Annotated in this window: 17 protein-coding genes; 8 read left to right on the forward strand and 9 right to left on the reverse strand. The window is 60.3% G+C overall.

Annotation, left to right across the window (positions count from 1 at the left end; genetic code table 11):
* Nucleotides 1-34 precede the first annotated feature (34 nt).
* The 3 genes from choV to E8E78_RS01630 all read right to left on the reverse strand — a co-directional run bounded on the left by choV (nt 35) and on the right by E8E78_RS01630 (nt 3,087).
* On the reverse strand, nt 35-1,213 hold the full coding sequence (gene choV, locus E8E78_RS01620; RefSeq protein ID WP_059394975.1) for a choline ABC transporter ATP-binding protein: 1,179 nt from the start codon (nt 1,211-1,213) through the stop codon (nt 35-37).
* The gene (gene choW, locus E8E78_RS01625; RefSeq protein ID WP_169725175.1) at nt 1,210-2,058 is read right to left on the reverse strand and encodes a choline ABC transporter permease subunit; all 849 of its coding nucleotides are present in this window, start codon (nt 2,056-2,058) and stop codon (nt 1,210-1,212) included. Before choW ends, choV begins: the two co-directional genes overlap by 4 nt.
* 81 nt (nt 2,059-2,139) lie before the next feature.
* Complete coding sequence (locus E8E78_RS01630; RefSeq protein WP_016497605.1) at nt 2,140-3,087, reverse strand: choline ABC transporter substrate-binding protein; 948 nt, start codon at nt 3,085-3,087, stop codon at nt 2,140-2,142.
* Between the two features lie 453 nt (nt 3,088-3,540).
* Between E8E78_RS01630 and E8E78_RS01635 the strand changes: the two genes are divergently transcribed.
* The gene (locus E8E78_RS01635; RefSeq protein ID WP_016497606.1) at nt 3,541-4,917 is read left to right on the forward strand and encodes an L-serine ammonia-lyase; all 1,377 of its coding nucleotides are present in this window, start codon (nt 3,541-3,543) and stop codon (nt 4,915-4,917) included.
* 492 nt (nt 4,918-5,409) lie between these two features.
* Entirely contained in the window at nt 5,410-6,516 is a 1,107-nt protein-coding gene (locus tag E8E78_RS01640) for a GlxA family transcriptional regulator (protein ID WP_016497607.1), read from the forward strand.
* A 119-nt stretch (nt 6,517-6,635) separates the two neighbouring features.
* On the opposite strand, the gene E8E78_RS01645 is transcribed toward E8E78_RS01640, so the two are convergent.
* Nucleotides 6,636-6,893 (reverse strand): hypothetical protein, encoded by a 258-nt coding sequence (locus E8E78_RS01645; RefSeq protein WP_016497608.1) that lies wholly within the window; start codon nt 6,891-6,893, stop codon nt 6,636-6,638.
* Nucleotides 6,894-7,231: 338 nt separating this feature from the next.
* On the opposite strand from E8E78_RS01645, the gene E8E78_RS01650 reads away from it, so the two are divergent.
* Together E8E78_RS01650 and E8E78_RS01655 are read left to right on the forward strand one after the other, a co-directional pair.
* Nucleotides 7,232-9,166: a zinc-dependent metalloprotease family protein gene (locus E8E78_RS01650; RefSeq protein ID WP_084966522.1), complete on the forward strand. Its 1,935-nt coding sequence runs from the start codon at nt 7,232-7,234 to the stop codon at nt 9,164-9,166.
* A 299-nt stretch (nt 9,167-9,465) separates the two neighbouring features.
* On the forward strand, nt 9,466-9,753 hold the full coding sequence (locus E8E78_RS01655) for a hypothetical protein (protein ID WP_049276712.1): 288 nt from the start codon (nt 9,466-9,468) through the stop codon (nt 9,751-9,753).
* A gap of 793 nt (nt 9,754-10,546) precedes the next feature.
* On the opposite strand, the gene E8E78_RS01660 is transcribed toward E8E78_RS01655, so the two are convergent.
* From E8E78_RS01660 to choX, 4 genes are all read right to left on the reverse strand, one after another.
* On the reverse strand, nt 10,547-11,017 hold the full coding sequence (locus E8E78_RS01660; RefSeq protein ID WP_061204165.1) for a thioesterase family protein: 471 nt from the start codon (nt 11,015-11,017) through the stop codon (nt 10,547-10,549).
* A 10-nt stretch (nt 11,018-11,027) separates the two neighbouring features.
* Nucleotides 11,028-11,993, reverse strand: a complete 966-nt coding sequence (locus E8E78_RS01665) for an L-carnitine dehydrogenase (RefSeq protein ID WP_280312467.1) — start codon at nt 11,991-11,993, stop codon at nt 11,028-11,030.
* An 18-nt stretch (nt 11,994-12,011) separates the two neighbouring features.
* Entirely contained in the window at nt 12,012-12,896 is an 885-nt protein-coding gene (locus E8E78_RS01670; protein ID WP_043202848.1) for a 3-keto-5-aminohexanoate cleavage protein, read from the reverse strand.
* A gap of 123 nt (nt 12,897-13,019) precedes the next feature.
* Nucleotides 13,020-13,964, reverse strand: a complete 945-nt coding sequence (choX, locus tag E8E78_RS01675; protein WP_016497615.1) for a choline ABC transporter substrate-binding protein — start codon at nt 13,962-13,964, stop codon at nt 13,020-13,022.
* Between the two features lie 146 nt (nt 13,965-14,110).
* Here choX and E8E78_RS01680 point away from each other — a divergent pair, with 146 nt between their 5' ends.
* Nucleotides 14,111-15,055, forward strand: coding sequence for a GlxA family transcriptional regulator (locus E8E78_RS01680; RefSeq protein WP_016497616.1), 945 nt, complete (start codon nt 14,111-14,113; stop codon nt 15,053-15,055).
* A 127-nt stretch (nt 15,056-15,182) separates the two neighbouring features.
* Here the strand turns inward: E8E78_RS01680 and E8E78_RS01685 are convergent, their stop codons facing one another.
* Nucleotides 15,183-15,584, reverse strand: coding sequence for a lysozyme inhibitor LprI family protein (locus tag E8E78_RS01685; RefSeq protein ID WP_084966524.1), 402 nt, complete (start codon nt 15,582-15,584; stop codon nt 15,183-15,185).
* 284 nt (nt 15,585-15,868) lie between these two features.
* Between E8E78_RS01685 and E8E78_RS01690 the strand changes: the two genes are divergently transcribed.
* The 3 genes from E8E78_RS01690 (at nt 15,869) to dgcA (ending at nt 19,529) form a co-directional block, all read left to right on the forward strand.
* Complete coding sequence (locus E8E78_RS01690; RefSeq protein WP_009682902.1) at nt 15,869-16,846, forward strand: dipeptidase; 978 nt, start codon at nt 15,869-15,871, stop codon at nt 16,844-16,846.
* Nucleotides 16,847-16,922: 76 nt separating this feature from the next.
* On the forward strand, nt 16,923-17,453 hold the full coding sequence (locus tag E8E78_RS01695) for a DUF5943 domain-containing protein (protein ID WP_016497619.1): 531 nt from the start codon (nt 16,923-16,925) through the stop codon (nt 17,451-17,453).
* 15 nt (nt 17,454-17,468) lie between these two features.
* Nucleotides 17,469-19,529 carry a dimethylglycine demethylation protein DgcA gene (gene dgcA / locus E8E78_RS01700; protein ID WP_016497620.1) on the forward strand — a complete coding sequence of 687 codons (2,061 nt, stop codon included), beginning with the start codon at nt 17,469-17,471 and terminating at the stop codon, nt 19,527-19,529.
* Nucleotides 19,530-19,652 lie beyond the last annotated feature (123 nt).

Below are 19,652 nucleotides of genomic sequence, written 5' to 3' on the forward strand. Positions count from 1 at the left end.
GCTGCGAATGGCCCGCAAAGCGGGCCCGGGGGCATCACCCGTGGTTCTTGCCGAGCAACGCGTGATAAAGCTCGGTATCCCCAAGAATCCCCACCACCCTGTTGTTATCCTGCAACACCAGCTTGTTGCCGGTCTGATAACGAATCTGCAGCGCCTCGCGCATGCCGATGTCGGCGTGCACCACGGTCGGCCTGCGCTCCAGCAGCTCCACATCCTGCCCCGGTGCCCAGTTCTGCATGTCCAGCCCGTTCTGGCCCTGGCGTGCACGCTTGAGCGCGCCACCTTCGCCCAGGTCCAGCCACGAATCGATACCCGGGTCCAGGCACACCGAGCCATTGACTCGCTTGCAGTTGTCCAGGCTGCGCATCAGGCTGCGGCCGCACAGCACGTTCAGCGGGTTGGTGTGGGCGACGAAGGTACGCACATACTCGTCGGCCGGGTTGAGCACGATCTCCTCCGGCTTGCTGTACTGGATGATCCGCCCGTCCTTCATGATCGCAATGCGGGTACCCAGCTTCAGTGCCTCGTCCAGGTCGTGGCTGACGAACACGATGGTCTTGCTCAGCTTGGCCTGCAGGCCCAGCAGCTCGTCTTGCAGGCCTTGGCGGATCAGCGGGTCGAGGGCCGAGAACGGTTCGTCCATCAGCAGGATGTCGGCATCCATCGCCAGCGCCCGGGCCAGGCCCACGCGCTGCTGCATGCCGCCAGACAGCTCGTCCGGCTTCTTGTTGCGCCACTGGGTCAGGCCCACCAGCTCAAGCTTCTCGTCCACCAGCTTGCGCCGTTCCTTTTCAGGGCGGCCCTGCATTTCCAGGCCAAAGCTGATGTTCTCGCGCACCGTCAGCCAGGGCATCAGGGCAAACTTCTGGAACACCATGGCAATGCGCTTGGTGCGCATCATTTTCAGTTCGGCCGGGCTGCAGTGGGCAATGTCGATGTGCTTGCCTTCGTGCTCGACAAACAGCTTGCCGCGGCTGACGGTGTTCAGGCCGTTGATGCAGCGCAGCAGGCTCGATTTGCCCGAGCCGGACAAGCCCATCAGCACGCAGATCTCACCCTTGTTGATATCAAGGTTAGCCTTTTCGACGCCGACCACCAGGCCGGTCTGCTTGAGGATCTGTTCGCGGGTCTTGCCCTGATCCAGCAGCGACAGCGCCTCGCGCGGCTTATTGGAGAAAATGACGTCGACGTCTTCGAAACGAATGATGCTCATGCCTCACCCCTTACCGGCAGTTCCGGTTGCTTGCAGATACGGTCGAGCATGATTGCCAGCAGCACGATCGCCAGGCCCGCTTCGAAGCCCAGGGAGATATCGGCGGTGTTCAGTGCGTTGACCACAGGTTTGCCCAGGCCGTCAGCGCCCACCAGGGCGGCGATCACCACCATCGACAGCGACAGCATGATGCACTGGGTGACGCCGGCGGCGATGCTGGGCATCGCATGCGGCAGTTCGATACGGGTAAGCAATTGGCGACGCGAGCAGCCAAAGGCCTTGCCAGCGTCCATCAGCTCTTGCGGGACGTCGCAGATGCCCAGGTAGGTGAGGCGGATTGGTGCCGCAATGGCGAAGACCACGGTAGAGATCAGCCCCGGTACCACACCCAGGCCGAACAGGGTCAGGGTAGGGATCAGGTAGACGAAGGTGGGCACCGTCTGCATCAGGTCGAGTACCGGGCGCATGGCGGTATAGAACATTGGTTTGTGCGCAGCCAGGATGCCCAGGGGCACGCCAATCACCACGCACACCACCGTGGCGAAGGTCACCTGCGCCAGGGTTTCCATGGTTTCCTGCCAGTAACCCAGGTTGAAGATCAGCAGGAATGACAGGGCAACGAACGCGGTCAGCCCCCACTTGCGCTGGATCAGGTGTGCCAGGCCGGCGAACAGGGCGATGAGGACGAACGGGTTGAACCAGGTCAGGGCACTGGTGACCCCATGGATCATGAATTCCAGGCCTTGCGCGATGGCGTCGAAGTAATTTGCGCCGTTCTGGGTCAGCCACTCGACGAACGACGCGATGTACTGGCCCAGGGGTATTTTCTGATCGATAAGCATGATAGCGAGCTTCCACCTGCATAGATTGAAATCAACCCGGGGCAGGCACGGTCCTGCCCCGAGGTAGCGCTATTGCGTGCTGCGTTATTGCGCCAGCTTGGCCTTGGCCGCCTCAAGGCCGGGTTTGCCATCAACAGTGGTAACGCCGGCAAGCCAGGTGTCCAGCTTGCCGGGGTTGTCTTTAAGCCACTTCTTGGCGGCTGCTTCGGGTTTCATCTTGTCGTCCAGGACATAGCCCATCATGGTGCTTTCATCCTTGAGCTCGAACGACAGGTTCTTGAGCAGTTGGCCAACGTTGCTGCATTCCTGCGCGTAGCCCTTGCGGGTATTGGTCAATACGGTCGCTTTGCCGAAATCGGGCCCGAAGAAATCGTCCCCGCCGGTCAGGTACTGCATCTTGAAGCGGGTGTTCATCGGGTGCGGTTCCCAGCCCAGGAACACCAGGGCCTCGCCGCGTTTTTGCGCGCGGTCGACCTGCGACAGCATGCCGGCCTCGCTCGATTGCACAATCTTGAAACCGGCGTCCTTCAGGCCAAAGGCGTTCTTGTCGATCATGCTCTGGATGGTGCGGTTGCCATCGTTGCCGGGCTCGATGCCGTAGATCTTGCCGTCCAGTTCCTTCTTGAACTTGGGAATGTCGGCGAAATCTTTCAGGCCCTTGTCGTACAGCGCCTGAGGCACGGCCAAGGTGTACTTGGCGTTTTCCAGGTTGGCGCGCACCGTTTCCACGGTGCCAGCGTCGCGGTACTGCTTGATGTCGTTCTCCATGGTCGGCATCCAGTTGCCGAGAAACACGTCCAGGTCCTTGCCGGTGGCCAGCGACTTGTAGGTCACGGGTACCGAGATCATGGTGGTGTGGGTTTTGTAACCCAGGGCTTCGAGCACAACGCTGGTGGTCGCGGTCGTGACTGTGATGTCGGTCCAGCCGACGTCGGAGAAACGTACCGTCTGACACTGCTCGGGTTCGGCGGCCTGGGCCAGCAAGGGCGTGGACAGCAACGCAACCAGCAACAGCGAGGGTGAACCTTTCATGGATGGACTCCTGAGATATTGTCTTCGGGTTCGCGTGGGTCGCCGGGCTTTCTGAGGGTCCGGTCGACCAGGCCTGCAGAGGGCAGGATGCGTGGCCGTGCTTTACGAGTCGCTTTCGATAATCCTCCAGCGCCGGGCAATCGCCTACTGGTAGGGTCGTATCCAGTACGGAACGGGTCGTATCCAGTAAGGGCGATGTCGCTTATGGGTTTATCCACCCCCTCGGCCGCATTTTTGCGTCACCAGGCCGCCGGAAAGCGGCGTGGTGAGGGCCGCTCCTTGAGCAAAAACAGCGCGGCGCGGCTGGACAAAAGTACGTCGGTTGCAGACGGCGAGGGGTGCGGTAAAAGCCCGATGATGCTGGCATTCAAGGCGGCCCGCTGTTTGAGCCTAGCAGTTGCCCCGCCCTGCGCATGGCGCGCAGAGACAAGCCCAGCAAGAGGTGATTCGACAATGGCCATCAGCGTGTTCGACCTGTTCAAGATCGGTGTCGGGCCTTCCAGCTCCCACACCGTCGGCCCCATGCGTGCTGGCGCCCTGTTTGTTCAGGGCCTTCGCGAACGCGGCGAGCTGGAGCGTGTAAAACGGATCGAAGTGCGCCTGTATGGCTCGCTGTCGGCCACCGGCATCGGTCACGGCACCGACAACGCCACGGTCATGGGCCTGATGGGCGAATGGCCTGACGCGATTGACCCGACCCAGATCGTGCCGCGCATCGCCGACCTGCGCGAAACCAACACGCTGCAGCTTGATAGCCGCTTGCCGATCGAGTTTGTCTGGGCCCGCGACATGCTGCTGCTGGACGAGAACCTGCCGTATCACCCCAACGCCATGACCCTGATTGCCGAAGGCGAGCAGGGCGAGTTGCACCGCGACACCTACTACTCGGTGGGTGGCGGCTTTGTGGTCGATGCCGCCCAGGCCGCCAGCGGTGTGCTGGATGCCGACCAGACGGTGCTGCCGTACGACTTCAACAGCGCCGCCGAACTGCTGCGGCTGTGCAAGCAAAACGACCTCAGCGTGTCGCAATTGATGATGGCCAACGAGAAGGTCTGGCGCAGCGAAGAAGAGATCCGCGCCGGCCTGCACAAGCTCTGGGAAGCCATGCAGGAATGCGTCAACAACGGGCTTAAATACGAAGGCACGCTGCCCGGCGGGCTGAACGTGCGCCGCCGCGCTGCCAAGCTGCACCGCAGCCTGCAGGAGATCGGCAAGCCCAACGTGATCGGCTCGACCATGAGCGCCATGGAATGGGTCAACCTGTTCGCCCTGGCCGTCAACGAAGAGAACGCCGCCGGTGGGCGCATGGTTACCGCACCCACCAATGGCGCGGCCGGCATCATCCCGGCGGTGCTGCACTACTACATGCGCTTCAGCGATGAGGTGAACGAGTCCAGCATTGTCGATTACTTCCTGGCTGCGGCTGCCGTGGGCATCCTGTGCAAGAAGAACGCGTCGATTTCCGGTGCCGAAGTGGGCTGCCAGGGTGAAGTCGGCTCGGCCTGCGCCATGGCGGCGGCAGGGCTTGCCGAAGTGTTGGGCGCCACCCCGCCACAGGTGGAGAACGCGGCCGAAATTGCCTTGGAACACAACCTCGGCCTGACCTGCGACCCGGTCGGCGGGTTGGTGCAGGTGCCATGCATCGAGCGCAACGCGATTGCTGCGGTAAAAGCCATCAACGCGGTGCAAATGGCGCTGCGCGGTGACGGCGAGCACTTCATTTCCCTCGACCAGGTGATCCGCACCATGCGCGATACCGGGGCCGACATGCACGACAAATACAAAGAGACCTCGCGCGGTGGCCTGGCGGTCAGCGCTATCGAGTGCTGATCGTTACCAGGTTTGCTGGCCTCTTGGCGGGTGAACCCGCTCCCACAGGCATTGCGCAGTACGTGTGGGAGCGGGTTCACCCGCGAAGAGGCCTTTGAAGGTTGATGCAGGTGCAACATAACTACCTATGCCTCCTTATGGTGCGCCCGCCGCCTACCGATCGTCGGGTGTCGCGATCAGTGTCGGCATTGTCGGTGACACTCAAGAGTGTCGTTTCTGGGCAACTTACGCTGCACGTGTCACCAAATTGCTCAGCCGTTACACGCACGGCGCCTAGCACGCCTGTTTTGCGACTATCTGCCAACTCGGCCGAAGCCCCTGATTTGTCTGATGCAGGTGTCGTTTTCAGGTTTTTTTGGATAGCCGTTCAATTTCAGGCACGGCGTTTGCGTTGAGATTGGCAACCTACCCCCGGAAAATGACCGAGGGGTCATAACAAGAAATCAGTGCCCGCCTGAGGCACACCCTGCATTTGTGTGAGGAGAAATCGCGATGACGTCGTACACCTCCGGGACCCCAACCCAGAACCGCACAGCACCCCAGTCCATCGGGTTTCTTCTACTGGACAATTTCACCCTGATTTCCCTGGCATCGGCCGTCGAGCCGCTGCGCATGGCCAACCAGCTGTCCGGCCGCGAGCTGTACCGCTGGCACACCCTGACGGTCGACGGCGGCCAGGTCTGGGCCAGCGACGGCCTGCAGATCACCCCCGATGCCGCCATGCACAGCGCCCCGCCCATCGATACCGTGATCGTCTGCGGCGGCGTGGGCATCCAGCGCACTGTTACCCGTGAGCATGTCACCTGGCTGCAGGCCCAGGCCCGTCAGTCGCGCCGCCTTGGCGCGGTGTGCACCGGCAGCTGGGCCCTGGCCTGTGCCGGGCTGCTCGACGGTTTCGATTGCAGTGTGCACTGGGAGTGCCTGGCGGCCATGCAGGAGGCCTACCCGCGGGTGAACATGAGCACCCGGCTGTTCACCCTCGACCGTAACCGCTTCACCAGCTCCGGCGGCACTGCGCCGCTGGACATGATGTTGCACCTGATCAGCCGCGATCATGGCCGCGAGCTGTCGGCGGCCATCTCCGAGATGTTCGTCTATGAGCGCATCCGCAACGAGCAGGACCACCAGCGCGTGCCGCTCAAGCACATGCTCGGTACCAACCAGCCGAAGTTGCAGGAAATCGTCGCGCTGATGGAGGCCAACCTCGAAGAGCCGATCGACCTGGACGAACTGGCGGTGTACGTGGCGGTGTCGCGACGCCAGCTTGAGCGGCTGTTCCAGAAGTACCTGCACTGCTCGCCATCGCGCTACTACCTGAAACTGCGCCTGATCCGTGCGCGGCAGCTGCTCAAGCAGACACCGATGTCGATCATCGAAGTGGCGTCGGTGTGTGGTTTTGTGTCCACGCCGCACTTCTCCAAGTGCTACCGCGAGTACTTCGGCATACCGCCGCGTGACGAGCGTGTGGGTTCCAACACCGCGCAGCAGGTAGCGATGATGCCGATTCCGCAGGCCATGACCCTGTCGCCGCACAGTGGGCCGATGGCCGCGCTTAGCCAGGCGCGCAACGAGTCGACCTTTGCCAGCGTAAGGCTCTGACAACGCGCCGGGCTTTTCGCGGGCACGCCCGCTCCCACAGGTACTGCACAGGCCTCGAGCTGTGTGTAGTCACTGTGGGAGCTGGCTTGCAGGCGATAGGGCCAGTACAGGAAAAAGAATCAGGCCCGCTTATTGAAACTCGCCAGCGCTGGCAACAGCTGCTTGTCGATGGCCTGGCGCACAGCAGGCAGGATCGTCGCACTACCGGTGTACATCTGCTCCACCATCCCCTTCAGCGCCCGCGCATTAGGCTCGGTCAGCCCACGCACCACCGCTTCGCACGCCTGTTCGGCACTGGCCCCGGCAGGAATATCGAAACCGCGGGCGCGCAGGTGGCCGGCGAGGTCGTCCTGGTCAATCAAATCCGCATGCATCATGGCTGTTGTCCCTTTTATCGCTAAGAGAGTGCTGCTGTGATCCAGGACCGATTCTGTGACGTGCGCAACAGCCTCGCAAGGACAGAATGTCGCCATGGCTGCTTTGGCTAAGAACAGGTCGTTTACGGCTAAATCCCCCGCCCGGCAAGCACGCACACTGAAGCCATTCACGGTACCCGAGGGTTTGGTCACCCTCGCTCACGCACAGTGGATGTTGCTCGCTCTTGGCCCCGGTAGCTCACGGCTTTCCGGGGTTATTTTTTGCAACTGTTATTTATGTCAGTTGTTAGGAATCGATGCCCATGGTCCAGTAAGGCTCCGATATCTGGAGCATGAACATGAACCGGAAACAATTGAAATTCTGCTTGATAGGAGCTGTGATTCTTTTTGGAGGCTGCACAGCTTCGGACCCTACAAACCATCTCGACAGTTCGGCGGATACGCTGTTTCAGATCAAGCCAGACCAGAACCGCGCCGCCCTTGAGAGGCAATCCGGTACTGACCAATATTTGAAACTTTTGTTGAATGTGGCAGAAGACGCTGAAGTTAAAGAAGTGCAGGTCAAGCCTGGACTTGTATCGAAAGGTACGACGATGCTATCAATGCCTCTGACTGACGGCAGAACAGTGAGTTTCAAGTTGTCAAGAAGCGATAATGTTACTTCGGGAATGGTAGGGTGGGTTGGCGATATGCCTTCCAATCGCAGACAACTCTACCCCTCACCTGCGGAAATAGATATGGATCCGCTCAACTGGGTTTCGTTGGTGAGCGACGGCAACCTGGTCGTTGGGGATATACGGGTGGAGGGGCAGCTCTACCGGTTAACGGCGGTTGGCAAAGGCCAGCAAGTCTTGGTCAAGGTTGATGAAACAAAACTACCACCAGAAGCAGCGCCGATAGCTGTTCCTGTGCAACCACAGGGTAATACCCCGTCACTCACTGCGCCTCTGTCGTCAAAAAGTAAGATTAGGGTGCTATTCGTGACAACCCGGCAGTCCAGGGCGCTATATCCGAATTACGGGCTCGAATTGATACTTGCGTTACTGAAGGCCAACCTGTACTTGAGTAACAGTAATGTCGAGGCTTTGTACGAACTGGGTGGATTTTACGATTCTGACTACGATGAAACAGGCAAGGAACCCCAGGCTCAGCTTAATGATATGATGGCTGATAAACCATTAGGGGCCGCAATTCATATCGAACGTGAAAAAGCGCGCGCCGATCTGGTATCGATGCTTTCCACGTATAGTATTTACTGTGGTATAGCAAAAATGCCAGCGCGCAAAGAGACGGCTTTCTCGTCCATTAGTTGTTTTGGTGCGTTAGGCCACGAATTAGGGCATAATATGGGGGCTATGCATAGTGACGAGTCTCCCGTTCAGGGCATACCCGCTTACGCTTATGGCTACAAGCATACAGCGCCAAATTTCCATACGCAGATGCGAACGTCGCATGGCGCCATTCCCTATCATTCAAACCCGCGGTTGCAATATGAAGGAGTTCCGATAGGTACGGTGGATAAGAATGATGTGGCGCGCACCTTTAATGAGCGCAGGGAAGTCGTTGAAAATTTTTACCCCACCTTGAGGATGCAGGTGTTCACTGATTTAAATTTTCAGGGTGATATGTGTGCCATGTCTCTCGAGTCAGGTGTGGGTAAGCCACCCTGCGACCAGCCAAAGTCTGCAAAAGTTTTTAATTTTGTCCCGGGTATGAGACTTTGCTTCCGATCGGAGAACTATAAAGAAGTTTGTTATGGCGGTTCGTTTGCTGGTAGCTTTGAGGTGCCTGATCTTAAAGCAGCAGGTGCGCTACCGTCGGGGTTGTATCGCGAGGGGAAGGTTGGCGATGACGCATTTAACGGTGACGTTCAACATGTTGAATATAAAAATGATTATATGTTGACCATTCAGTTGCATTCGCTTCCGGATCATCAGGGAGCATCTTGCGAGTTTCGTCTGGGCAGGGGTTCTGGAGGCAGCCTGTCCGACTGGCCGCAGTGTGCAGCGCTCAGTGACGGAAAGTCACGCTCCGCTAAGGTATTTGCTTTTGGGGGGGGCGACAGCAAGCTTTGCTTTTACAATGCGGATTTTGTTCAAAGCCTCTGTTTCACCGGAGCCTACCAAGGTAATTTCTCGATCAAAAATTGGGACGAGGGTAGCGGGTTGCCCGCGGGGCTGGTCAGGACTCCGGGTGGTGGCGGTTCTATGAACGGTTCCGTGCATCACAGCTTCTATGGATTTGGTCCAGCGAGACGGCCTCCCGCACCTTGAGTGTTACCGTAAATTCGGGGCGTAATATGCGCCCCGGATTCCATTACTCACCCAATTACCGTCAAGAAAGTTGTCGGCGATGAAATCGGGCAGTGCCTTGCGCACATGCAGCGGGTGCATGCCGGGCGTGGTGGAGAGGGTTTGGTCACCCTCGCTCACGCACACGCACAGTGGAGGTGCTCGCTCTTGGCCTCGGTAGCTCACGGCTTTTAGGCATAAATTTTTGCAACTGTTATTTATGTCAGTTGTTGGGGGCGATGCCCGTGGTCAAGTAAGGCTCCGATAGTTGGAGCATGGACATGAAACGGAAACAATTGAAATTCTGCTTGCTTGGTACTGTGTTTCTTTTTGGAGGATGCACAGCTTCGGATCCTACACACTATCTCGAAAGTTCGGCGGATACGCTGTTTCAGATCAAGCCAGACCAGGACCGCGCCGCCCTTGAGAGGCAATCGGGTACTGACCAGCCTCTGTCGTCAAAAAGTACGATTAGGGTGCTATTCGTGACAACCCGGCAGTCCAAGGCGCTATTTCCGAATCACAAGATCGAATTGGTTCAGGCGTTACAGACGCCAACCAATACTTGATCAATAGCAAAGTCGATGCCGTGTACGAGCTGTCGGATATTTACAACGCCAGCGTACCTGGACAAGGCTTTCTCGGTCATTTAGTTGCTATGGTGCGTTAGCCCATGAACGAGGGCATAACATGTGGGCCTCATCATAACGATGAGGATCCAGGTGAGTCCCTACCCCTTACGCTTATGGCTACAAGCATACAGCGCCAAATTTCCATACGCAGATGCGAACGTCGCATGGCGCCATTCCCTATCATTCAAACCCGCGGTTGCAGTATCAAGGGGGTCCCATAGGTACGGTAGATAAAAATGATGTGGCGCGGACTTTCAACGAAAATCGGGACACTGTTGCCAATTTTTATCCGGACCCTGCTCATCGCGTTCGTTTGTGGTTGTATGGGGCGAACCGGGGTTGCTTCATTGATTTAAAACCGGGTGAACAAGCGCTGCTCTCTTGGTATACGGAATGCAAGGATAATGATGTCGATCCCGTACGGGTAGAGGTAAAAGACTTCTACAGCGGTTCGACTCCGAGAAAATTATGCTTCTCCAACATTTTTTACACAGTAAGGAGCTGCTATACGGGCAGTAACTTTTCTGGGGATTTTGTTATCACGAGCGTTCATTCTGGCGGTGGTAAACCAGAGGGGTTCACATTTACGAGAAGACTGATAGGGCCAGTCTATAGGGTGTCATACGAGTGATCGTTATGATTATCCGCTTCTACTCTGTCTGATTGTGGCGAGTGAAGGCGCCAAGGTGCTTCGTATCTATGGAGACCCTGGCGCCGGTTTTCTGGTTTTTCAGGAAGGAAGTTTTATCGTACGCCCCATATATTGCGGCGCCTGCGCCCCCTCCTGTTGCTCTACCAAGTGATTCAATCGGCAAACAGTCGTGTGCCCAAAAGGCGCTGACTTCGGCCCCGCAAGGTCCACGTGCAGTAACATCTGCTCGCTCGCCGCCAGCACCTCGTCGAACCCTGCCCGGTGCAGGCTGTGATACACGTGAAGACGCTTGCGATCAAAGCCGATGATCTGCGTCTGCACCCACACCTCGGTGCCCAGCTTCACCTCGTGCAGATAATTGATATGCGCCTCCAGCGTGAACAGTGAATTACCGCTTTGCCCGCGGCTGTCGGCGTCCAGGCCAATGCGCTCCATCAGGGCATCGGTCGCGTAGCTGAAGATCAGCAGGTAGAAGGCATCCCGCAGGTGGCCGTTGTAATCGACCCAGTCCTCCTGGACCGTGGTGCGGTAGGTGATCAGAGCGGGCATCTTGGTCTCCTTAATCGCTAAACGACATGCCGTGGCTGGCCTTGCTGGTTTTCACCGCTTCCAGTACCGCCAGCAGGGTGTCGTCACGGTAGCGCTCCAGTGCAGCGATACTGCGCTCGCCCTGTTGCTCAGAGGTACCGTTCACCACATCGTCGATCAGCTTGTCGGTCAGTTCCGGTGCTGGCAGGTAGGTCCAGGGCAGCTTCAGGGCGGGGCCGAACTGTGACATGAAGTGGCGCATGCCGGCATCGCCACCGGCCAGGGTGTAGGTAAGGAACGTGCCCATAAACGACCAGCGCAAGCCTGCGCCGAAGCGAATCGCGTCGTCGATTTCGCCCGTGGTGGCAATGCCGTCGTTGACCAGGTGCAAGGCCTCGCGCCAGAGCGCTTCGAGCAGGCGGTCGGCGATGAAGCCTGGCACTTCCTTGCGCACATGCAGCGGGCGCATGCCGAGTGCGGTGTAGATGGTTTTGGCAGCTTCAATGGCCTGGGGTGAGGTGCGGCTACCGCCGACAATCTCGACCAGCGGCAGCAGGTACACCGGATTGAACGGGTGGCCGACAACGCAGCGTTCTGGGTGAGTCGACGACTCATAGAATTCGCTGGGCAGCAGGCCTGAAGTGCTGGAACCGATGATGGCATCGGGCTTGGCGGCGGCGCTGATTTTTGCGTGCAGGTCGAGCTTGAGGTCCAGCCGCTCCGGTGCGCTTTCCTGGATGAAATCGGCGTTGCGCACGCATTCGTCGATGGTGCTGACGAACTTCAGCCGGTCCTGGGAGGCACTTTGGGCCAGGCCTTGTTTTTCAAGCGCCGGCCAGGCGTTGGCGATACGTTTGCGCAGCGCCTGTTCGGCACCGGGCGCCGGGTCCCAGGCGACCACATCCAGTCCGTGGGCGAGGGCGCGGGCGACCCAGCCGCTGCCGATCACGCCGCTACCCAGGGCGGCAAAGGTCTTTATCTCGGTGATGAAGGGCATATCGGTCTCCTGAATGGATCAGCGGCGCTTGAGGTTCATTTTTTCCCGGCCTTCTGCCGGGCTGAGCACGCGGCCACCCATGCGGGTGATGATCTCGCTTGCGCGTTCCACCAGTTGGCCATTGCTGGCCAGCACCCCACGGTCCAGATACAAGTTGTCTTCCAGGCCCACCCGCACATTGCCGCCGAGCAAAACGGCCTGGGCGGCCATGGGCATCTGCATGCGGCCGATGCCGAAGCCGGCCCAAGTGACGTTGGCAGGCAGGTTGTCCACCATCGCCTTCATGGTGGTGGTGTCGGCCGGTGCGCCCCACGGGATGCCCAGGCACAGCTGGAACAGCGGGTCTTCGAGCAGGCCTTCCTTCATCATTTGCTTGGCGAACCACAGGTGGCCGGTGTCGAAGATTTCCAGTTCGGCTTTCACGCCCAGTTCGGTGATGCGTTTGGCGCCGGCGCGCAGTTGGGCCGGGGTGGACACGTAGATCGAGTTGCCGTCGCCGAAGTTGAGGGTGCCGCAGTCGAGGGTGCAGATTTCCGGCAGCAGCGCTTCGACATGGGCCAGGCGCTCCAGCGGGCCGATCAGGTCGGTGCCCGGGCCGAACTCCAGCGGCGTTTCACCCGGGCCGATTTCCAGGTCGCCGCCCATGCCGGCAGTGAGGTTGACGATGATGTCCACGTCGGCTTCACGGATGCGTTCCATGACTTCGCGGTACAGCGCCACATCGCGGCTGAAGCGGCCGGTCTGCGGGTCGCGGACGTGGCAGTGGACCACGGTGGCGCCGGCCTTGGCGGCCTCGACGGCGGCTTCGGCGATCTGTTTGGGGGTGACCGGGACCAGGTGGCTTTTCGAGGCGGTGTCACCGGCGCCGGTGAGGGCGCAGGTGATGATGACGTCGTGGTTCATGGCGGGGTTCCTTGTGTTGTCTGTGCTGGCCCTATCGCCGGCAAGCCAGCTCCCACAGGGTTCGCGTGAACCCTGGGCGTAGGGAGAACCTGTGGGAGCGGGCGTGCCCGCGAAAGGGCCGGATCAGTTGGCAGTAAGCTTGAGGTTGTCTGCGGCCGGCTTGCCATCGAAGGTGGTCACGCCCTCAAGCCAGCGGGCTTTGTCATCGGGGTGGTCCTTGAGCCACTGGCGGGCCGATTCCAGCGCATCCTTGTGGTCGAGCAGCGGCTGCATCATGCGGCTCTCGTCCTCGGCGCTGAAGTTCAGGTTGGCCAACAGGCGGTGGGCGTTGGGGCAGCGTTCGGCGTAGTCCGGGGCAGTCACTGTCCACACCGTTGCGCGGCCTTCGTCCGGGCCCAGGGCGTCCTGGCTCTCGCCCAGGTAGGCCATGTCGATGTTCACGTTCATCGGGTGCGGCGCCCAGCCGAAGAACACCACGGCCTCCTTGCGCCGCACGGCGCGGTCGACGGCAGCAAGCATGCCGGCCTCGCTGGACTCGACCAGCTGGAACTTGCCCAGGCCGAACTGGTTCTTGGTGATCATCGCCTTGATCTGGGTGTTGGCGCCGGAACCGGGCTCGATGCCGTAGATCTTGCCGCCCAGCTCCTTCTCGAACTTGTGGATGTCGGCGAAGGTCTTCAGGCCTTTGTCATACAGGTACTTCGGCACTGCCAGGGTCGCCCGGGCATCTTCCAGGCTGGGCTTTTCCAGCACCTTCACCTGCTGGGCATCGATGAACGGGGTGATGGTCTGGGTCATGATCGGGTTCCAGTAACCCAGGAACATATCCAGGCGCTTGTCGCGGATGCCGGCGAAGATGATCTGCTGCGAGGCGCTGGTCTGTTTGGTCTGGTAGCCCAGGCCGTCGAGCAGCACCTGCGCCATGGCGCTGGTGGCGATGACGTCGGTCCAGTTGACCACGCCCAGGCGGACATTCTTGCAGGCCGCAGGTTCGGCGGCGTAAAGCGGGGAGGTGGCGATGCTGCTCAGGGCAAGGGTCAACAGGCTGCGGCGGATCAAGCTGTGCATGGTGGCTCTCCATCGGCAGTGCATATTGTTATGGGGTTCGGTCTCTCTGGGCCGTGTGAACACGCTACGCTGCACGCAGGGTGAAAAATCGCACCCTGGCGACCAACACTTGCACGGAGGCGACCACCTTTGCCGTGGAGCATGCAATGCTGCAAAACATTCAATTTCTGCTGTTGCCCGGGTTCTCGGCCATGGGCTTCATCAGTGCCCTGGAGCCGCTGCGGGTAGCCAACCGGTTCAAGGGGCCGTCCTACCGTTGGCAGGTATTGAGCCTGGATGGCGGTGCGGTGCAGGCTAGCAACGGCATGTCGGTAAACGCCGATGCGGCGCTGGCCGCGGGCGAGCCTGCCGGCATCCTGCTGATCGTGGCCGGTTTCGATCCCCTGGCCTGTTATGGCCAGGCGCTGCAACAGGTGCTACGCCGCCTGGATCATGAAGGGGTGATACTCGGCGGCATCGACACGGGTGCAGTGGTACTGGCCGAGGCCGGCCTGCTCGACGGCCACCGCGCCACCGTGCACTGGGAGGCGCTGGAAGCGTTCAAGGAAAACTACCCGAGCCTGCAGGCGACCCAGGAGCTGTTCGAGATCGACCGGCGGCGCATCACTTGCGCTGGCGGCACGGCGTCCATTGACCTGATGCTCGACCTGATTGCACAGGCCCACGGCAGTGAACTGGCGGTGCAGGTGTCGGAGCAATTCGTGCTCGGGCGTATCCGCCAGCGACAGGACCACCAGCGCATGCAGATCGCCAGCCGCTATGGCATCAGCAACAAGAAGCTGGTGAAGGTGATTGGCGAAATGGAGCGCAACACCGAACAGCCGCTCAATACCCAGGTGCTGGCTGAAGCGGTGCAGGTGACCCGGCGCCAGCTGGAACGGCTGTTTCGTGTGCACTTGGACGACACGCCCAGTGGTTTCTATCTGCGACTGCGGCTGGACAAGGCGCGGCAGTTGTTGCGCCAGACCGACATGAGTGTGCTGGAGGTGGGGGTGGCTTGCGGGTTCGAGTCGGCTTCGTACTTTACCCGTTGTTACCGGGCGCGGTACCAGCGTTGCCCGCGGGAGGACAGGTTGGCCAGGGCAGTTTGATTTCCTCCTGCACTGGCCCTATCGCTGGCAAGCCAGCTCCCACAGGTATTGCACAGCCTTTGAATGCCATGGGGTACCTGTGGGAGCTGGCTTGCCGGCGATAGGGCCTGCGCAGGAAACAGGGTTTTCACTGCTGGCCGATGGACTGCAAATACTCCGACCGGTCGTCACTGCGCTGGGCCACGCAGGTATCCCAGGCCGCCTGGAATGCCTTGCTCCCTTGCTTCTCGGCATAGGTCTCGACCTTGCAATCAGCATCGCGCAGTTGCATCCACAGCTTCTCTGCCGCGTCCATGCGCCCGATCAGGGCAGTGGCCTGGTCGTTTTCGTCGGCATATTGATCGCGAATGCGCTGGATCAAGTCATCGTAAGCCGACTTCAGCTCCCGCTCGGCCGTCTGCTTGTTGAACGCAGCGCAGGCGTAGGTCTGTTGGTCGGTGTCGACGTTGTCGCACGGGGTGCTTTCTTCCTCGCCGGCCTGGGCGCCCGATACGACGGCCAGCAGCGCCAGCCATGCCAATGATTTCATCCCTTTTCTCCTCAACAGGCTGACGAATCGCAGGGATTCTCGCTCAGACGAAGGCGCCTGGGTAGCCACCTGTCCAAATGTTCATAAAGCAGCCCGAAAGGTCGTTAACGCGACTGCCTCTCATCGCCAGACGGCGTGCCAGAGGGCGTGTTGTCGCGCATTGACGCTTTCGGCAAACCCCCTGTCGTTTTTGCATCGGGGCGCCTTTGGGCACAGGCATATGCTGGCCCCAAAGCGCCGGCACAAGGTTTGGCGCCAACCATTCAATAAAAGGGGACAGCCTGATGAGCCCAGCCGAACTTCACGCCGACAGCATCGTCATCGACGGCCTGATCATTGCCAAATGGAACCGCGAGCTGTTCGAGGACATGCGCAAAGGCGGGCTGACTGCGGCCAACTGCACGGTGTCGGTCTGGGAAGGCTTCAAGGCAACCGTTGACCAGATCGCCGCCAGCCAGAAGCTCATCCGCGACAACAGCGACCTGGTGATGCCGGTGCGTACCACCGCCGACATCCGCAAGGCCAAGGAACTGGGCAAGACCGGCATCCTCTTCGGCTTCCAGAACGCCCATGCGTTCGAAGACCAGATCGCCTATGTGGACGTGTTCAAGCAGCTGGGCGTGGGCATCGTGCAGATGTGCTACAACACCCAGAACCTGGTGGGCACCGGCTGCTACGAGCGTGACGGCGGGCTGTCGGGCTTCGGCCGCGAGATCGTGGCGGAAATGAACCGCGTCGGCATCATGTGCGACCTGTCCCACGTCGGCTCCAAGACCTCCGAAGAGGTGATCCTCGAATCGAAAAAACCGGTCTGCTACTCCCACTGCCTGCCGTCGGGCCTTAAAGAGCACCCGCGCAACAAGTCGGACGCAGAGCTGAAATTCATCGCCGACCACGGCGGCTTCGTCGGCGTGACCATGTTCGCGCCGTTCCTGGCCAAAGGCATCGACTCGACCATTGACGACTACGCCGAAGCCATCGAGTACACCATGAACATCGTCGGTGAAGACGCCATCGGTATCGGCACCGACTTCACCCAGGGCCATGGGCAGGACTTCTTCGAGTACCTGACCCACGACAAGGGCTACGCCCGTCGCCTGACCAACTTCGGCAAGATCATCAACCCGCTGGGCATCCGCACCGTGGGCGAATTCCCCAACCTCACCGAAACCTTGCTCAAGCGCGGCCACTCCGAGCGTGTGGTGCGCAAGATCATGGGCGAGAACTGGGTCAACGTCCTCAAGGACGTCTGGGGCGAGTAAGCCGCTCTCCAAGCCTGATAGCCCCTGCCAGCAACGCCGGGGCACCCACATAAAATTTGTATGGAGTTGAGTTTCCATGGCCAAGATCGCCCCGCAATTGCCAATTGAAGTCGACAGCGAGACCGGTGTCTGGACCAGCGACGCCTTGCCGATGCTGTACGTGCCGCGCCATTTCTTCGTCAACAACCACATCGGCATCGAGGAAGTTCTGGGCGCCGACGCCTATGCCGAGATCCTCTACAAGGCCGGCTACAAGTCCGCCTGGCACTGGTGTGAAAAGGAAGCCGAGTGCCATGGCCTGGAAGGCGTGGCGGTGTTCGAGCACTACATGAAGCGCCTGAGCCAGCGTGGCTGGGGCCTGTTCGAGATCCAGGACATCGACCTGGACAAAGGCACCTGCAGCGTCAAACTCAAGCATTCGGCGTTCGTGTACGTGTACGGCAAGGTTGGCCGCAAGGTCGACTACATGTTCACCGGCTGGTTCGCCGGCGCAATGGACCAGATTCTTGCTGCCCGCGGCAGCTCGATCCGCACCGTGGCCGAACAGGTCTACGGCGGTTCGGAAGAAGGCCACGAAGATGGCCTGTTCGTTACAAAGCCGTTGTAAGCCGGAGATAGCGTCATGGCATTCGAAGCAATGTTCCAGCCGATCCAGATCGGCAAACTGACCATCCGCAACCGTGTGCTCAGCACCGCGCACGCCGAGGTCTACGCCACTGACGGCGGCATGACGACCGACCGCTACGTGAAGTACTACGAAGAGAAGGCCAAGGGCGGTATCGGCCTGGCGATCTGCGGCGGCTCGTCCGTGGTCGCCATCGACAGCCCGCAGGAATGGTGGGCGTCGGTCAACCTGTCGACCGACCGCATCATCCCGCACTTCCAGAACCTGGCCGACGCCATGCACAAGCATGGCGCCAAGATCATGATCCAGATTACCCACATGGGCCGTCGCTCGCGCTGGGACGGCTTCAACTGGCCGACCCTGATGTCGCCGTCGGGCATCCGCGAACCGGTGCACCGCGCCACCTGCAAGACCATCGAGGTGGAAGAGATCTGGCGTGTCATCGGCAACTACGCCCAGGCTGCGCGGCGTGCCAAAGAGGGCGGCCTGGACGGCGTGGAACTGTCGGCCGTGCACCAGCACATGATCGACCAGTTCTGGAGCCCGCGGGTCAACAAGCGTACCGACGAATGGGGCGGCACGTTTGAAGGCCGCATGAAGTTCGGCCTGGAAGTACTCAAAGCCGTGCGCGCCGAAGTGGGCGACGACTTCTGCGTGGGCATGCGCATCTGTGGTGACGAGTTCCACCCCGATGGCCTCAGCCACGAGGACATGAAGCAGATTGCCGCCTACTACGACGGCACCGGCATGCTCGACTTCATCGGCGTGGTCGGCTCGGGCTGCGACACCCACAACACCCTGGCGAACGTCATCCCCAACATGAGCTACCCGCCAGAGCCGTTCCTGCACCTGGCAGCCGGCATCAAGGAAGTGGTCAAGGTCCCGGTGCTGCACGCGCAGAACATCAAGGACCCGAACCAGGCCACGCGCATTCTTGAAGGCGGCTACGTGGACATGGTCGGCATGACCCGTGCGCACATGGCCGACCCGCACCTGATCGCCAAGATCAAGATGGGCCAGATTGACCAGATCAAGCAGTGCGTCGGTGCCAACTACTGCATCGACCGCCAGTATCAGGGCCTGGATGTGCTGTGCATCCAGAACGCCGCGACCTCCCGTGAATACATGGGTGTGCCGCACATCATCGAAAAAACCACCGGCGTCAAACGCAAGGTGGTGGTGGTTGGCGCCGGCCCTGCCGGCATGGAAGCAGCCCGCGTGGCTGCCGAACGTGGGCACGATGTGACCCTGTTCGAGAAGAAAGACCAGATCGGCGGGCAGATCACCATTGCCGCCAAGGCACCGCAGCGTGACCAGATCGCCGGCATCACCCGCTGGTACCAGCTGGAGCTGGCGCGCCTGAAAGTGGACCTGCGCCTGGGCACCGCTGCCAGCGTGGACGCCATCCAGGACCTGCGCCCGGACGTTATCGTGCTGGCGGTGGGCGGCCATCCGTTTGTCGAGCAGAACGAGCACTGGGGCGCTGCCGAAGGGCTGGTGGTCAGCAGCTGGGACGTGCTCGACGGCAAGGTTGCGCCGGGCAAGAACGTGCTGGTGTACGACACCATTTGTGAATTCACCGGCATGTCGGCAGCAGACTACATTGCCGACAAAGGCAGCCAGGTTGAAATCGTCACCGACGACATCAAGCCGGGCGTGGCCATGGGCGGCACGACCTTCCCGACCTACTACCGCAGCATGTACCCGAAAGAAGTGATCATGACCGGCGACATGATGCTGGAAAAGGTCTACCGCGAAGGCGACAAGCTGGTGGCGGTGCTGGAGAACGAGTACACCGGCGCCAAGGAAGAACGCGTGGTCGACCAGGTGGTGATCGAGAACGGCGTGCGGCCTGATGAACAGCTGTACTACGCGCTGAAAGAGGGCTCGCGCAACAAGGGCCAGATCGATGTGGAGGCGCTGTTTGCCATCAAGCCACAGCCGATCCTCAGCCAGCCGGGCGAAGGTTACCTGCTGTACCGCATCGGCGACTGCGTGGCCCAGCGCAACGTGCATGCGGCGATCTACGACGCCTTGCGCCTGTGCAAGGATTTCTGATCGCACCGCCTTTCTAGAGGCGGGACTGGCCCCCCTGTAGGAGCGGCCTTGTGCCGCGAAAGGGTCGCGAAGCGGCCCCCAGCATTTCATCGGTATCAAGGATGCTGGGGCCGCTACGCAGCC

The organism is Pseudomonas sp. BN505, assembly GCF_029873175.1.
In the GTDB taxonomy this organism is placed as follows: Bacteria; Pseudomonadota; Gammaproteobacteria; order Pseudomonadales; family Pseudomonadaceae; genus Aquipseudomonas; species Aquipseudomonas putida.